General features: G+C 37.3%; 16 protein-coding genes. 4 read left to right on the forward strand and 12 right to left on the reverse strand.

Features of this window, described 5'->3' with window-relative positions:
• Positions 1-353: 353 nt before the first annotated feature.
• Positions 354-1,262 (reverse strand): methionyl-tRNA formyltransferase, encoded by a 909-nt coding sequence (gene fmt / locus ACQ86H_RS09050; RefSeq protein WP_138817906.1) that lies wholly within the window; start codon positions 1,260-1,262, stop codon positions 354-356.
• Between the two features lie 92 nt (positions 1,263-1,354).
• Here fmt and ACQ86H_RS09055 point away from each other — a divergent pair, with 92 nt between their 5' ends.
• Together ACQ86H_RS09055 and ACQ86H_RS09060 are read left to right on the forward strand one after the other, a co-directional pair.
• Complete coding sequence (locus ACQ86H_RS09055; RefSeq protein ID WP_138817905.1) at positions 1,355-2,398, forward strand: DNA topoisomerase IB; 1,044 nt, start codon at positions 1,355-1,357, stop codon at positions 2,396-2,398.
• Positions 2,399-2,430: 32 nt separating this feature from the next.
• Complete coding sequence (locus ACQ86H_RS09060; protein ID WP_431294571.1) at positions 2,431-4,278, forward strand: PAS domain-containing sensor histidine kinase; 1,848 nt, start codon at positions 2,431-2,433, stop codon at positions 4,276-4,278.
• A 43-nt stretch (positions 4,279-4,321) separates the two neighbouring features.
• Here the strand turns inward: ACQ86H_RS09060 and ACQ86H_RS09065 are convergent, their stop codons facing one another.
• Both ACQ86H_RS09065 and ACQ86H_RS09070 read right to left on the reverse strand, forming a co-directional pair.
• The gene (locus tag ACQ86H_RS09065; protein WP_431294572.1) at positions 4,322-4,528 is read right to left on the reverse strand and encodes a hypothetical protein; all 207 of its coding nucleotides are present in this window, start codon (positions 4,526-4,528) and stop codon (positions 4,322-4,324) included.
• 128 nt (positions 4,529-4,656) lie between these two features.
• Positions 4,657-5,925: an exo-beta-N-acetylmuramidase NamZ family protein gene (locus tag ACQ86H_RS09070; RefSeq protein ID WP_138817902.1), complete on the reverse strand. Its 1,269-nt coding sequence runs from the start codon at positions 5,923-5,925 to the stop codon at positions 4,657-4,659.
• 178 nt (positions 5,926-6,103) lie between these two features.
• Here ACQ86H_RS09070 and ACQ86H_RS09075 point away from each other — a divergent pair, with 178 nt between their 5' ends.
• A complete protein-coding gene (locus ACQ86H_RS09075; protein WP_138817901.1) occupies positions 6,104-7,324 on the forward strand; it encodes an ABC transporter permease in 1,221 nt (406 codons plus the stop codon).
• A 56-nt stretch (positions 7,325-7,380) separates the two neighbouring features.
• On the opposite strand, the gene ACQ86H_RS09080 is transcribed toward ACQ86H_RS09075, so the two are convergent.
• Genes ACQ86H_RS09080 through ACQ86H_RS09090 form a run of 3 tightly spaced genes read right to left on the reverse strand, consistent with a single transcriptional unit; the run spans position 7,381 to position 8,945 of the window.
• Positions 7,381-7,785, reverse strand: coding sequence for a hypothetical protein (locus ACQ86H_RS09080; RefSeq protein ID WP_431294573.1), 405 nt, complete (start codon positions 7,783-7,785; stop codon positions 7,381-7,383).
• 11 nt (positions 7,786-7,796) lie between these two features.
• Positions 7,797-8,243, reverse strand: coding sequence for a hypothetical protein (locus ACQ86H_RS09085; protein WP_138817899.1), 447 nt, complete (start codon positions 8,241-8,243; stop codon positions 7,797-7,799).
• 36 nt (positions 8,244-8,279) lie between these two features.
• The gene (locus ACQ86H_RS09090) at positions 8,280-8,945 is read right to left on the reverse strand and encodes a tRNA pseudouridine(38-40) synthase TruA (protein WP_431294574.1); all 666 of its coding nucleotides are present in this window, start codon (positions 8,943-8,945) and stop codon (positions 8,280-8,282) included.
• Positions 8,946-9,152: 207 nt separating this feature from the next.
• Between ACQ86H_RS09090 and ACQ86H_RS09095 the strand changes: the two genes are divergently transcribed.
• On the forward strand, positions 9,153-9,536 hold the full coding sequence (locus ACQ86H_RS09095; RefSeq protein WP_431294575.1) for a YchJ family protein: 384 nt from the start codon (positions 9,153-9,155) through the stop codon (positions 9,534-9,536).
• 72 nt (positions 9,537-9,608) lie between these two features.
• Here the strand turns inward: ACQ86H_RS09095 and ACQ86H_RS09100 are convergent, their stop codons facing one another.
• The 6 genes from ACQ86H_RS09100 to ACQ86H_RS09125 all read right to left on the reverse strand — a co-directional run bounded on the left by ACQ86H_RS09100 (position 9,609) and on the right by ACQ86H_RS09125 (position 14,141).
• Positions 9,609-10,487 carry a restriction endonuclease gene (locus ACQ86H_RS09100; RefSeq protein WP_431294576.1) on the reverse strand — a complete coding sequence of 293 codons (879 nt, stop codon included), beginning with the start codon at positions 10,485-10,487 and terminating at the stop codon, positions 9,609-9,611.
• Between the two features lie 32 nt (positions 10,488-10,519).
• A complete protein-coding gene (gene mazG, locus ACQ86H_RS09105; RefSeq protein WP_138822252.1) occupies positions 10,520-11,326 on the reverse strand; it encodes a nucleoside triphosphate pyrophosphohydrolase in 807 nt (268 codons plus the stop codon).
• Positions 11,327-11,346: 20 nt separating this feature from the next.
• Positions 11,347-11,640 carry a DoxX family protein gene (locus ACQ86H_RS09110; protein WP_431294577.1) on the reverse strand — a complete coding sequence of 98 codons (294 nt, stop codon included), beginning with the start codon at positions 11,638-11,640 and terminating at the stop codon, positions 11,347-11,349.
• A 169-nt stretch (positions 11,641-11,809) separates the two neighbouring features.
• Positions 11,810-12,106, reverse strand: coding sequence for a hypothetical protein (locus ACQ86H_RS09115; protein ID WP_138822248.1), 297 nt, complete (start codon positions 12,104-12,106; stop codon positions 11,810-11,812).
• A gap of 1 nt (position 12,107) precedes the next feature.
• Positions 12,108-13,097 carry an AI-2E family transporter gene (locus ACQ86H_RS09120; protein ID WP_431294578.1) on the reverse strand — a complete coding sequence of 330 codons (990 nt, stop codon included), beginning with the start codon at positions 13,095-13,097 and terminating at the stop codon, positions 12,108-12,110.
• Between the two features lie 198 nt (positions 13,098-13,295).
• Complete coding sequence (locus tag ACQ86H_RS09125; RefSeq protein WP_431295368.1) at positions 13,296-14,141, reverse strand: aldo/keto reductase; 846 nt, start codon at positions 14,139-14,141, stop codon at positions 13,296-13,298.
• Positions 14,142-14,261: the final 120 nt, after the last annotated feature.

The raw sequence follows: 14,261 nt of genomic DNA on the forward strand, positions 1-14,261 counted from the left end.
AAGAGAAACAATTCCTAATCGGGATAACGCTTTCGGTCGGGTTTATTTAACAAGGGATAGTTTTACTGTGCAATTTAAACCCAAATAATTGCACTTTTTGGCCACTTAAACCCGATCAAAGCGGGATGCCAATTTCCTTCAAATTGGCAGAAGCGGGAGCGGTGCTGTATTAACCTAAAAGCTTCTGCTACTGCTTTCCAAAAAAAGAATAACTGTATTTCGGATCTATTGGCAATTCCAGTCGGTCTTCATCCCAATTTTAAGATCTGCACGTAATGATTTCATGCAATCGACCAGAAGAGTTGTCAACTTTCTTGCATAATGGCTATTAAAGTTGACAACTCAAATTTCAATTACAACCGCATTCCTCTTAAAAAATCTTCGATCAGCATTCGTTTTTTGCCTTCGTACTGAATATCTAAAAGTTTGATAAAACCATCTTTAGCGGCAAATTTTAAATAGCTTTTGCCGTCCGTTAAAAAACCACCGGCAACTATACCCGGTTCTTTATCTTCTATTTCGGCCTTAAATACCTTCAGGGTTTTATCGTTTAAAAAAGTAAAAGCAGTAGGATAAGGGCTCAGGCCGCGAATTAAATTATAAATCGTCTGTACTTGGTTATTCCAGTCGATTTTGCAATCGTCTTTGAAAATTTTAGGTGCATGCTTTAATTCACCGCTTTGTGGCTGCGGTTGTTCATTAACCTCGCCAGCCTCAATTGCTTTAAGCGTTTTTACCAGCAGGTTGGCACCAATGTACATCAGTTTATCGTGCAAATCACCTGCGGTTTCATCATCTGCAATCGCTACACTATCGCTCATAATAATATCCCCGGTATCAATTTCCTCCTTCAGGAAAAAAGTTGTTACACCACTTTCTTTTTCTCCGTTGATGATGGCATGGTTGATGGGAGCTGCACCACGGTATTGTGGTAATAACGAGCCATGCAGGTTGATGGTTCCTTTGGCTGGCATGTTCCAAACTACCACCGGTAACATCCTGAATGCCACCACAACCTGCAGATCGGCCTGATATGATTTTAATTCCTCAATAAATTCGGGGTTTTTTAATTTTTCAGGCTGCAAAACAGGAATTCCTTTTTCTATAGCATATTTTTTTACCGCACTTTCGTTCAGCTTCTGGCCACGACCTGCCGGTTTATCAGGCGCAGTAACCACCGCAACCACATCGAAATTGGCTTGTACCAAGGCATCTAAAGAGGCTACGGCAAAATCAGGCGTACCCATAAAAACTATTTTCATAAAGAAAGTGTTGTGTTTCTAAAAAATAACGTGGATACCCACGCTAAAGTTTTGCAAAATAACTAAAAATAAACCCATACTTACAGGCAAAAATGGTACAAGGCAAAGATGTTGTTAAAGCAAGTGGATTGGTGTACGTAACCGACGGTATGCCTGGGATTTACCGAAAAGGCAAACCGGGTAAATTCCACTATGAAGATAAAGATGGACATAAAATAACCGAAGAAAAACACCTTGATAGGATAAAAGCGCTGGTGATTCCACCTGCATGGCAAAACGTATGGATTGCCAACAAGCCCAACGCGTACCTGCAGGTAACCGGAATTGATGCTGCCGGCAGAAAACAATATAAATACCACAACAAATGGACCAGCCGCCGATCGGAAGATAAATATTTTCGTTTACTGGAATTTGGAAAAGCATTGCCAAATGCCAGGAAAAATCTCGAAAAAGACCTCCGGAGGAAAGAATTAGATGAACGGAAGGTATTAGCCATTTCGGTTGATGTGCTTCAAAAAACATTGATCCGTGTGGGTAACGAAAGTTATAAACAGCTCTATGGTTCTTTCGGCCTTACTACCCTGCGCGATAAACACGTTAAAATCAACGGTAGCAAAATTACGATGGATTTTATAGGTAAAAAGGGTGTTCAACAGAAAGTAGAACTGAACGACAGATCCTTAGCCAGACTGGTCAAAAAATGCAGGGACATTCCCGGGCAGGAATTATTTCAGTTTTACACTAATGGCAAAGAACACAAAAGTATCGATTCGGGTAAAATAAATTCATATATTAGAGAAATTACAGGTGATGACTTTACTGCCAAAGATTTTAGAACCTGGGGCGGAACGTTAGAAGCATTGCGCCAGTTTTCGAAGTGCAGTGCCGACGAAAACTTTAACCTCAACTCTAAAAAGGCTATTGTTAGTGTTTTAGATTGCGTAGCGAAAAAGTTAGGCAATACGAGAGCCGTATGTAAAAGTTCTTATGTGTATCCGCTGTTGCTTACCGCTTATGAGAACGATGAACTGGGCAAATACATGAAAAAAATGAATAACAATAAAATAACCGGAAAACTGGGCCTGGCGCATGATGAGAAAGTATTATTATCATTTCTAAAAGCCAATAGTAAATAGAAAACCTATTATATTTGTCCTTTCATCCCAATATGCATATTAATCTTGACGATAACGCTGCCATTTTTTATACATTGATTGAAGAATCTCCGATGCCTATTGCATTGTACGTTGGAGAAAAAATGGTGATCAAAGTAGCCAATAAGGCAATACTTAAAGCTTGGGGTAGGGATAATAGCGTTATAGGGCAGGAACTTGCCATTGCACTGCCAGAATTAAAAGACCAACCTTTTTTAGGAATTCTGGAAGAGGTTCGCCAAACAGGTATTGCCTATGAAACCAAAGAAGACCGCGTATTGCTGATCAATAATGGTGTACTGCAGACCTTTTATTTTGATTTTATCTATAAACCTTTAAAAGATGATAACGGGCAGGTTTGGGGCATAGTTAATAATGCCACTAATGTTACCGAACTGGTAATTGCGCGATTAAAAATTAAAGCCAGTGAAGAACTTTTTCGGAAGATGATTCAGGATGCACCTGTGGCCATAGGTATTTTGAGGGGCGAGAATTTTATAATTGAACAGGCAAATGCAGATCTTTTAAAATTATGGGGTAAAACAGAAGAGGTAATTGGTCTTCGTTTAATTGATGGTTTGCCCGAACTAAAGGGACAGCCCTTTCCCGATTTGTTAACTCAGGTTTACCAGACAGGGGTGCCACATTATGGCTATGAAACCATGGCGAGGATAGAAAGAGATGGGGTACTTCAGGATTATTATTTCAATTTTGTATATGACCCAATCCGCGATCAGCACAATGTGGTGACTGGGATCATGATTGTGGCTAACGAAATCACCTCGTTGGTACATTCGCGGATGGAAATGGCTAAAAGCGAAGAACGTTTCAGAAATTTGTTATTGGATACTCCAATGGCCACGGGCTATTACGAAACGGAAGATATTATAATCTCTCTGGCTAACGATGAAATGCTGCGGTTCTGGGGTAAAGATAAAAGTGTCATCGGAAAGCCGATGGAAGAGGCTATACCTGAACTTAAAGGACAACCCTTTATCGATATTTTAAAAGAGGTTTATCGTACAGGTATTCCTTACCACGCCGATCAACAAGAAGCCTTATTGCCTGTTAACGGTAAGTTGGAGAAAGTATGGTTTAATTTTACCTACAAACCTTTAAGAAATGCAGAGGGCGAGGTTTATGCTATTTTACATGCTGCAATGGATGTAACCAAGCAAGTACAGCTTCAGCAGCAAAAAGATGAGTTTTTGGGAATAGCCAGTCACGAACTTAAAACACCGGTAACCAGTATTAAAGCTTATGCCCAGGTAATGGAGCGGATGATCAGAAATGATGGCGATGAGAAAAAGGCTGACATGGTACGCAAAATGGATTTACAATTGAACCGTTTAACCGGTTTAATTGGTGATTTGCTTGATGTAACCAAAATACAGTCAGGAAAAATGACTTTTAATCCGACAAAATTTGATTTTGATGAGGTCGTAAGAGAAATCGTAGACGAAATGCAGCATATAACCTCTAAACATTACATCAAAACCGATTTAAACAGCAATGCCATGGTTTATGTGGATCGGGAACGTATTGGCCAGGTGATCACTAATTTTTTATCAAACGCGATTAAATATTCTACTGATGCCAATCAGATTGATGTAAGTACTTATGTGTTAAATGCAGAAGTAATTTTGTGTGTACGGGATTATGGAATCGGGATCTCGAAAGAACTGCAACATCTGGTTTTCGATCAGTTTTATCGGGTGAGTGGAAGTTTGCAACATACCTATCCAGGTTTAGGTCTTGGGCTTTATATTTCAGCAGAAATTATAAAAAACGAAAGGGGCAGAATTTGGGTGGAAAGTGAAGAGGGACAGGGTGCCTCATTTTGCTTTGCCTTAAAAATTTAATTACACCAATTCATAATTAACTGGTGTAATTCTTTATCCTGCATTATTCTTTTGGTGCCTTTTTTATCGGATGAACAGGTTGTTCTTCGTTTTCTCGCTGTTTCGCCGGATTATTGGTTTTAGGCGCTTTATTCGGCGTACTGTCGTTTTCTTTTCTTACGGTTTTGTGGTCAACAGGCTCCCTGCCTTTTGGTACCTCTTCCTGGTAATTACTTCCTAGTTTATCACTTTTCACTTTTGGACCGCTCATAGCTATAATGATTGAATTTTGAATGATTGAATAGCACAACGCTTATCAATTACAAATAATAACAAACCTCTATCTGTTAAGTTTGAAAATAATTGCAAGAGTAATTCAATCATTCTCTCATTCAATAATTAATTATATAACAAATATTTCTTGCGCATGGTTTTATATGCACTTAGGCCGGGTTCCCAGCTTGCCCTGATTTCTGCTTCACTTTTTCCATCAATTACCTGTTGCCTGAAATCTGCCACACCAACTAATCTTTCGATAATCCCCATTTCTTTACTTAACCTGGTATTAAAAAAATCTTCTTTTCTTGGCGATGCCTGATATAGTTCGATTAACCAACTGATATTTACCTGTTTCGATTTTACCAGTTTTGAGGTATCGTAAGTTCTTAAATCTAAGCCATAACAAACCTGATCTTGAAACAATGGTGTTTCAGACATTCCTTTTATGCTTTTTGGGGTAAAACTGAAATCGAATTTACCTTTAAGGTATGGTGCTCCAACAACGGTAAAAGGAAACATTGTTCCGCGGCCATGATTTAAATAAGTGCCTTCAAATAAACAGGTAGACGGATAAAGTAAAATAGCTTGCTGCGTATTCAGGTTAGGAGAAGGTTTAACCGGTAAAGTATACTCCATATCATGATTATAATTGGCGTTTTTGATAATGCTTATTTTGCATTTCACCTTATTTTTCAGCCAGCCTTCGCCATTTAACATCTGTGCATATTCGCCAACTGTTAAGCCGTGCGCAATAGGAATAGGTTGCACGCCAATACCTGATTTAAATTTTGGATCTAAAATCGGCCCATCGATTAAATAGCCATTTGGATTTGGACGGTCTAAAATCAATAATGTTTTATTGTTTGTGGCACAGGCTTCCATAACATGCTGTAAGGTATTGATATAGGTGTAAAAACGAACCCCAACATCCTGGATATCGAATACCATAATGTCAATATCTGCTAAATCTTCAGCTGTAGGGGTGCTGTGTTTGCCATAAAGTGAGATGGCTTTTATGCCTGTTTTGGAATCAACATCATCGTTAACGGTAACGCCGGCACTTGCATTGCCCCTAAAACCATGTTCAGGCCCAAATATCTTCTGGATTTTAACACCTCTTTTCAGCAGGCTATCAACCGAAGTCTGCGTACCAATAATTGATGTAGGATTAACTACCATGCCAACACGCTTACCTTTTAACAGCGGGAGATATTTTTCGGTTTGCTCTGCACCCGTTTTAATTTCAGAAGGGAGCTTTACAGCCTTAATCATCAGTTTTCTGTTTTCAGGGCTCTTCTTCCCCAAAGCTTCCTGCTCAAGTGATTTGGGTTGCCCGCAGGCCGATAATGCAATTAAACTGGTTAAAGCAAAGCTGATGTAATTTTTCATTTTTTAATTATTCTAATCTTCCGGTATTATCACAAAACAATTTATAACATATTTTATTTATGCTATTGGTGTTTTATTCTTATAAGTTAATGACTGATGGTTAAAGTTGGTTATTTATTTCCAAAAATGCCATTTTTAAAAAGGAATTGAGCATTTTTGTTAACACAAATTGATTAAATTGAATTTCGAATATTTCATAGCAGGGCGGATAGCCGTTAAATCTGAGCGCACTTTTTCAAAGCTTATTGTTCGCATTGCCATAGCAGGCGTGATGTTGAGTTTAGCTGTTATGATTCTTTCTATAGCGATTATTAAAGGCTTTAAAACTGAAATCCAGGATAAAGTGAGGGGCTATTTAGGCGATGTACAAATTACCCGTTACGATCTGAACAATTCATTTGAGCATTCACCCTTCACACTTGATGGAGAAACGAAAAAGATGCTCAAAAATAATCCAGATGTTGAATATTATTATCCTTTTGCTACAAAACCGGGCATCCTTTCTGCCAATAATGAAATTGAAGGCATTAATTTTAAAGGGATAGACAAAAGCTATAATTGGGATTACATTAAACAGCATATTATCAGCGGAACCATCATCGATTTTTCTGACAGTACGGCTGCCATGCAAGAACTGCTTATTTCGAATTATACTGCCAATCGCTTAAAACTCAAAACAGGCGATGATTTTATCATGTACTTTGTTCAAAACCAGTTGCGGCCGCGTAAATTTAAAATTGTAGGCATTTATGATATCGGTGTAGAAGATATTGATAAGGGATTTGTACTGGGCAATCTGAATATTATTAAACGGCTGAATAACTGGAAAGCCAACGAAATTGGTGGCATAGAAATCAGAATTAAGGATTTTAACAGGCTTAAGCCCATTGCCAATAATATTTACGAGGGGCTTCCCCGCCATTTGCGCTCTTACTCTATTGAAGAAAATTTCCCTAATATTTTTACCTGGTTAGGCCTTCTTGATGTAAACACCAGAGTACTTTTAATCCTGATGCTCATCGTAGGCGTAATTAACATGGTTACTGCACTGTTGATTATGATTTTAGAGAAAACCAATATGATTGGGATGCTAAAATCTTTTGGAGCAAGCAACTGGAGCATTATGAAAATTTTCCTTTACAATGCGGCTTATTTAATTGGGATTGGCTTGTTACTTGGTAATATTCTGGGCTTAGGACTTGGTTTCTTACAGCAGTCCACTCACATTTTTAAACTGAACCAAGCGTCTTACTTTTTAGCTTATGCACCCATAGAATTCCATTTTATAGATGTGCTGCTGCTTAATGTTGTCACTGTAGCGGTGTGCTTAACAGTTTTGATTATTCCTTCACTATTGATTAGCAAGGTTTCTCCGCTTAAAGCAATCAGGTTTAAATAAGGAAAAAACTTGGGTCACCGGACAGATCATTTACCGATGCCCAAGCAAACCTAAACTTAAGCTCTTGTTAACTCAACTTTTACAGTTTTTGTAATATTTGTTTTCTGGAACTCAGGATAGGGTGTGATGTCGATTAATTTGAGTGAATAATTTATGCCGTTTATTTTGATGTTTGTTACACTTTCTAGGGGGCCACATTCTCCTCCTTTGCATAAAATAATTTCCTGATCAACATTATTTCCTGTTAATTTGAAATGTACTGTTGCACTTCCAGCACTAATACAATCAACATTTATCGGGCAGCGGCTATCGCTAATCGATTTTAATACTAATGTAGATGCACCAATTGATTTTGACGTATTGATTTCAAAATCGTAATTCGTTATTTTTGTTTCAGATTTCTTCTTACATCCAAAAACAAAAATAGACAGGGCGATAAATAAGAACATTAAATTTTTCATTTGTACGAGGATTAATTGCTTCTTTTTAAAATATATTCATAATCTATAGTAGCATAAGAGGTAGCCGGAGAAAGATCTGTTTTTGCATTGAATCTTTTTCGAAGGGTTAAATCCACACCACTGCTTCTAATATTGTATTCGCCGGTTAAAATCATATTCCAATCAAAATCTGCTGTCCAAACGCCCTCATCGGTAAAATATCCGATCCCATTTTTAAAAGTATAGGTTCCCTTGCCACCTGATGGTTTTAGGTTAGCATCAGCACCAGGTGTAATGTTGAATTTCCCATCCTTTAACGAGATTGAAATTGGGCGGGTTACCGGCACAGACTTAATACTATTCGTAATGACCAATACACCTGTATAGTTTCCATCCAGTAAAACATTTACGTTTGTAGATTTTTTACAGCCCAGAGATAAGATCAGGGCAAAAAGGAAAATGCAGATTTGGACTTTCATACCCCTTAAACGGAGTTTAAAATCAAAACGCTACACTTAAATTGAAATCCAGTCTATACCTTGTGTACTATGGATAAATTCGGTCCGTGGTTCGAGGTTTAAATAGGGGTAAGTGACTTTTGAAAGGTATAAGCCAGTAGGATGTGCAGGCAATGATAGTTTTGAGGCTTGAAGGGTAATCAGTTCGCTTTCAAATTCATCAAAGCTAAGTTCTCCTTTTCCAACCATTAATATTTTACCCATAATAATGCGGATCATTTTGCCTAAAAAACGGTTACTGGCAATGTGGAACCTCAACCTGTCGCCCTTTGGGTTTACAAATAAATCGGCTTCCATTACATTGCATAAGGTATGTTCGTATTTATCCGGATGCGTACAGAAAGCCCTGTAATTTTTGTATAGCGGTAGTAATTTTACCACAGCTTTCATTTTATCAAAATCTAGATTGTTTAATTGATAAAAGGAACTTTGGGTGCTTAAAAAAGGATCTTTATAGGTATGGATAAAATAATCATATTTCCGTTGTACAGCATCAAACCGGGCGTGGGGTTTACCTTCCATTTTAATAATGTCGAATACGGCGATATTATAGGGTAAAGCTTTATTCAAAATGTAAAGCAGATCGAAATCAATCTCTTTTTCAATATCGGCATGAAAAAAACTGACTCGCATGTACATGCGCATCGGTCCGCCCACAACCATTAATAGCAGTCGGTGATTTTAAAATCTTCGATAAGGTTTGTTCAATAACCTCCTGAACACTTTTAACCCCAGGTTGCTTTTGCCACCCACTAAAATACTGGCCTTGATATGCAATGTGAAAGAAATACCTCATTATTCTGCTGCAATTTTACGGAAATTTTAGCAGCAGGAATATTAAATCATACTTTTGCACTGAAAATTTTAATCATGGATATTATAAACTGTCCTTGCGGAAGTGGAACTGCCTTTAGCCATTGTTGCCAGCCTTATCATTTAAAAATGAAAACAGCGCCAACTGCAGGGGCCTTAATGCGTTCCAGATATTCTGCTTTTGTAGTAGCTGATGCGGATTATCTTTATGAAACTACGCATAGTAGTAAAAGAAATAACCATTCCAAAAGCGGTTATTTAAGCAGTGCGAAAAATACCAAATGGCTAAAGCTTGAGATTGTTTTTTCAGGTTTTGACGTTGTCGAGTTCAAGGCCTATTATCTGAATAAGAAATTTCAAACTGAAGTATTGCATGAAAAATCTAATTTCAGGTTAGAAGATGGGCAATGGTACTATGTGGACGGGGAATTTTATGAATAAGGTTGAAATCGCAAAATTTATATAAAATTTGCGATTCCATTCGCAGAATTAATATGAATTTTACGATTCTAGTTATAAAGTGTCAAAATAATCGGTGCGAATTTTCACCTCTTCGACCAATTCAATTTCAATTCCTAGTTTTAATTCTTTAAGTTTATCACAAAGTAGTTCTCCATCAATTAAGTCGATAGGAGGAGCTCCATCTCTTGTAGCTTCTTTAATTGCCTCCCTTGTGAACTTTCCAGTAGTAATAACCAATCCCTTATCTGCACGACCTTGCATTGCTCCTCTAAAATCTCGAATTTGGCTAGGGGATACGGAGCCTTTGTAGCGCTTGCATTGAAAAATAACATGAAAACTTAAAAGTCCACTTACGCGAACAATTCCTTTACCATCTATTCCTCCATCTCCAACTTTGCCGGTCACTTCTACTTGAGAGAAGCCGCTTTCTCTTAATAATCTTTGAGCTAGCCTCTCAAATGCCGCCGGAGTAATCTTATAAAGTATATTTAGTAATTTTTCCTTCCACTCTTCTGTATTATCGACTTCTTCATTAACTTCCTCGATTTTTTCAAACTTATAACTTTCTGCTTTTGATTCGATTACTTTATCCTGATCTCTAACTTGTTTTACTATTTTAGTATAATTAAGTTCATCAGCATTAATAATAGGTTTCAGTAATGCCCATACTCGCCTTGAAGAGTTTTCTAAAAGACCAAACTTTTTTAAATATGTTCTGCTCCATGCTAATCTATAATCAACCTCGCTGCGTGACCCATTTTCTCCATGAGGAATTTGTAGAATTTCTTCAGAAAGTTTAGCAATTTCGTAAACATTGGTATTTATTTCATCAACAGTTCCTGAACCTCCTAATTTTATTAACGCTTTAACAGTCGGAATTATTAATTCATCAAATGAAGGCAGTTTATTGTCTGATTTTCTTCTTGCCATTTATTTTTTTGAAGGAGATTTAACTTAGAATTTTACAATTTCTTTGCTTCATTCCAATATACATCCATTTCGGTAAGCGTCATATCGGCCAGGGCTTTTCCGTTTTCTTTTGCTTTGGTTTCGAGGTATTGAAAACGTTTGATAAATTTTTTATTGGTTTTTTCTAAGGCATTTTCTGGATTAATATTGATGAAACGGGCATAATTGATCAAAGAGAAAAGTACATCGCCAAATTCGGATTCAGCTTTTTCGATATCAATAGCCGTATTATCAGCAACATTAAATTCAGTTTTAAACTCCTGCATTTCTTCCTCTACTTTTTCCCAAACCTGGTTTTTATCTTCCCAATCAAAGCCTACGCCACGTGCTTTTTCCTGAATACGGGCAGCCTTAACCAACGCGGGTAGTGAAGATGGGACACCAGCCAACACCGATTTATTGCCTTCTTTCAGTTTAATCTGCTCCCAATTTCGTTTTACATCTTCTTCGTTCTGTACTTCAACATCGCCATAAATATGTGGGTGCCGGTTTATCAGTTTATCGCAAACTCCGTTTAAAACATCTGTAATGTTAAAATCATTGGTTTCGGAAGCGATTCTAGAATAGAAAACCAGGTGCATCATCACATCACCAAGTTCCTTTTTAATTTCGTCTAAATCGCCTTCTAAAATGGCGTCGCTCAATTCATAGGTTTCCTCTATAGTTAAATGGCGCAGTGTTTCCATGGTCTGTTTTTTATCCCAGGGGCATTGTGTACGCAATGTATCTAAAACGGTGAGTAAACGTGTAAAGGCATCAGCTGGATTATTGGCGCTTGCAGGAATTGGATTGTTAGGCATGTTTTATGGTTAAACTATATTTATCGAACGCTAAAGTACCAAACCCAGGCGATTAAGAAAAGCTGAAAAGGTATTCTGAACCATAAATATTTTGGCCCCGGACCTGGTTTATGCAGATCTTCGTAATTAATGCGGTGTTTGGCCGCGTAAATATTGGCTGGTAAAATGGCAATGTAAAAAATAATCAGGGCTATTCCGGTAAAATATCTGGTGCTTTCAATCGCCAGGCCAGTGGCAAATAAGATTTCCAGCACACCTGTTAAAATTACAATTTCTACTTTTTTAGGGATAAACAGGGGGACCATGGCAGCCATGCTCGTTTTAAATTTAAAATGCCCGATAGCGGTAAAAGTAACATCACGCCCATGGCGATGTTGCCTGCAAAAATATTTCCTTTATCAAACGTGGTATGACCGCCAAAGGCTAATAAGCAAACATAAACAATGATCAGTACAAATAGGGGTTTCATTTAAAGGTATTAATCTATTTTATTAAATTAAAGGCAATTAAAATTGTAGCAACAAACAATACCAATAAACCAGATAAGAAGATGAGATCAGCAGCTTTTTCCAGTCGCTGACTTGCCGTTTGTTGTCTCCTCATCGAGATGAAAGATAAGATGCAGCTCGTCATAAAAAACATTACAGCAGCTACAGCAAATTCGTCAATTAAAGAGCCATCGGTAAGTGCGAGTTTTTTTAAAGAAGTAAGTACAATAAAGCAAATACCCAAAAGATTGGCAGAGGTGCTTAAAATATGAGGCGATCTGTTTTCGGCCATTTTAATCTTTTTCTTCTAATTTAATTTTTTTTGTGATCCGGTAAACACGCTTCTTTTTATCAGGCTTATGTTCTTCGCCCATTAAAATACCCCATGGTTTTAAGTTATCTACTCTATCGAAGATTATTTTTAACATAGCCAGATAAGGAATACATAAAAACATGCCCGAGATGCCCCAAATCATCTCACCCACAACAATTCCAATAAAGGCAAATAATGCATTTATTTTTACTTTCGAGCCCACCACTAACGGCATCAGTATATTTCCATCTATAGCATGTACACCAACATAGGCTATTAAAACCAGAAGCACTTTACCTGCACCTGCAGTCGCAAAAGTAATCAGGCAGCTTATTAACAGGGCAAAGAATATTCCCAAATAAGGAACTACATTAAAAATACCTGCAACAAGACCCAAAAGAACGGCATATTTAACACCTAGTAAACTCAGAACGGTAATCATTAATACCGTAACAATAAGCATCTGCAAGAATAAACCTATGATATATTTTTTAATGATGTACTGAATCTGACTTACAATTTCTGAAACTTTTTCTTTATGTTCTTCACTAAAAACCGAAGTTAAAAAAGTAAATAAAACCCTACGGTAGTTTAAAATAAAGAAAGTGAATAGTAATGTGAAACCTAAAAATAATAGGGTAGAAGATAGTGTAGATAAGGTAGTAGCTACAATTGCGGCACTAGTAGCCAAAGCTTTTTCTGTGCTGTCATTTAAATAATCCAGTTGTTTCTGAGAATTTATGCCGAAAGTGTGTGAAATCCATTTTTGAAGTTCGTGATAAGAAGCATTCGCTTTCTCCTTAAGCAAAGGCCAATCTGCCCATAAATCGCTTAATTGATTGCCGAAGAAATAAATAATGCCACCAATTACAGCAATCATCAGGATCACCGACACAAGGGTTGATAAACTTCTTTTAAATTTTAGCTTGTGTTCTAGAAAATTGCCAACAGGTAATAATAAGATCGCCATTAAAAAGAGAAAAGCAGGGGAGCCAGCAAAGATTGACCTAAAATGGCGATGTATGTTAAACTGATTAAACAGAAAAGGACCAATGCCAGTTTGGGTAGAAAAGATAGTTTGTCTTTCATATATTTTAAAATCCTGTTTAATACAAAATGCCCGATTAATTGTTTTATTAATCGGGCATTTAAATATAAGAGATTATTTTTAATAGATACTCGCTTTATCTAAAAGAGAAATATCTTCTGGCAATAATTTTAAATTTGCGGCTTCAGTAAAAGATTTTAACTGGCTTAAATCGGTAACACTGGCAATTGGCGCCGTAATTGATGGGCGATAAATTAACCAGGCCAGGGCTACCGAAGCTGGCTCAACATGGTGTTTTTTAGCAACCTCATCCAATGCCGCTAAAATTTTAAAGCCCCGTTCGTTAAGGAATTTTTTAATGCCTCCACCACGCTGGCTTTTATTCAGATCGTTTTCACTACGGTATTTTCCGGTTAAGAAACCACTGGCTAGCGAATAATAAGACACAACGCCCAAACCATAATCCAGGCAGATTTTTTCGTGTTCCTGCTCAAAGTTTTCTCTATCATAAAGGTTGTATCCTGGTTGGTAAACTTCATAACGCGGTAAACTGTGTTCGGTTGAATAAAGTAATGACTCTTTTAAGCGATCGGCAGAAAAATTTGATGCCCCGATCCAGCGGACTTTGCCAGCTTTAATTAAAGTTTCGTAGGCACTTAATGTTTCTTCAACAGGCGTGCTTTCGTCATCAAAATGAGAGAAATAAAGATCGATATAATCGGTTTGCAGGCGCGATAAAGAATGTTCAACTTCATTGATGATGTAATCTTTTTTTAGCGATTTACCCTGCCCCATATCTGAGCCAACTTTTGTCGCAATAATTATATCGTGGCGTTTGTTTTGTTTTTTAAGCCAGTTACCAATAATCGTTTCTGATTCGCCACCATTATTTCCAGGTACCCAACGCGAGTACACATCGGCCGTATCTATAAAATTGAAACCACTTTCTATAAATTGGTCTAATATTTCAAACGACTTTTTTCATCGATCGTCCAGCCAAAAACATTTCCTCCAAATACTATGGGCGAAATATTTAAATCGGTTTTTCCTAAGGTTCTTTTTTCCATGATACGAAATGTTAATGTT

The sequence above is a fragment of the Pedobacter sp. P26 genome (assembly GCF_050632135.1).
Classification (GTDB): domain Bacteria; phylum Bacteroidota; class Bacteroidia; order Sphingobacteriales; family Sphingobacteriaceae; genus Pedobacter.

Bases quoted from the DNA above. Each gene is read 5' to 3' on its own strand.
- fmt (WP_138817906.1), bottom strand. From the start codon at position 1,262: ATGAAAATAGTTTTTATGGGTACGCCTGATTTTGCCGTAGCCTCTTTA.
- ACQ86H_RS09055 (WP_138817905.1), top strand. From the start codon at position 1,355: ATGGTACAAGGCAAAGATGTTGTTAAAGCAAGTGGATTGGTGTACGTA.
- ACQ86H_RS09060 (WP_431294571.1), top strand. From the start codon at position 2,431: ATGCATATTAATCTTGACGATAACGCTGCCATTTTTTATACATTGATT.
- ACQ86H_RS09065 (WP_431294572.1), bottom strand. From the start codon at position 4,528: ATGAGCGGTCCAAAAGTGAAAAGTGATAAACTAGGAAGTAATTACCAG.
- ACQ86H_RS09070 (WP_138817902.1), bottom strand. From the start codon at position 5,925: ATGAAAAATTACATCAGCTTTGCTTTAACCAGTTTAATTGCATTATCG.
- ACQ86H_RS09080 (WP_431294573.1), bottom strand. From the start codon at position 7,785: ATGAAAAATTTAATGTTCTTATTTATCGCCCTGTCTATTTTTGTTTTT.
- ACQ86H_RS09085 (WP_138817899.1), bottom strand. From the start codon at position 8,243: ATGAAAGTCCAAATCTGCATTTTCCTTTTTGCCCTGATCTTATCTCTG.
- ACQ86H_RS09090 (WP_431294574.1), bottom strand. From the start codon at position 8,945: ATGGTTGTGGGCGGACCGATGCGCATGTACATGCGAGTCAGTTTTTTT.
- ACQ86H_RS09095 (WP_431294575.1), top strand. From the start codon at position 9,153: ATGGATATTATAAACTGTCCTTGCGGAAGTGGAACTGCCTTTAGCCAT.
- ACQ86H_RS09100 (WP_431294576.1), bottom strand. From the start codon at position 10,487: ATGGCAAGAAGAAAATCAGACAATAAACTGCCTTCATTTGATGAATTA.
- mazG (WP_138822252.1), bottom strand. From the start codon at position 11,326: ATGCCTAACAATCCAATTCCTGCAAGCGCCAATAATCCAGCTGATGCC.
- ACQ86H_RS09110 (WP_431294577.1), bottom strand. From the start codon at position 11,640: ATGGCTGCCATGGTCCCCCTGTTTATCCCTAAAAAAGTAGAAATTGTA.
- ACQ86H_RS09115 (WP_138822248.1), bottom strand. From the start codon at position 12,106: ATGGCCGAAAACAGATCGCCTCATATTTTAAGCACCTCTGCCAATCTT.
- ACQ86H_RS09120 (WP_431294578.1), bottom strand. From the start codon at position 13,097: ATGGCGATCTTATTATTACCTGTTGGCAATTTTCTAGAACACAAGCTA.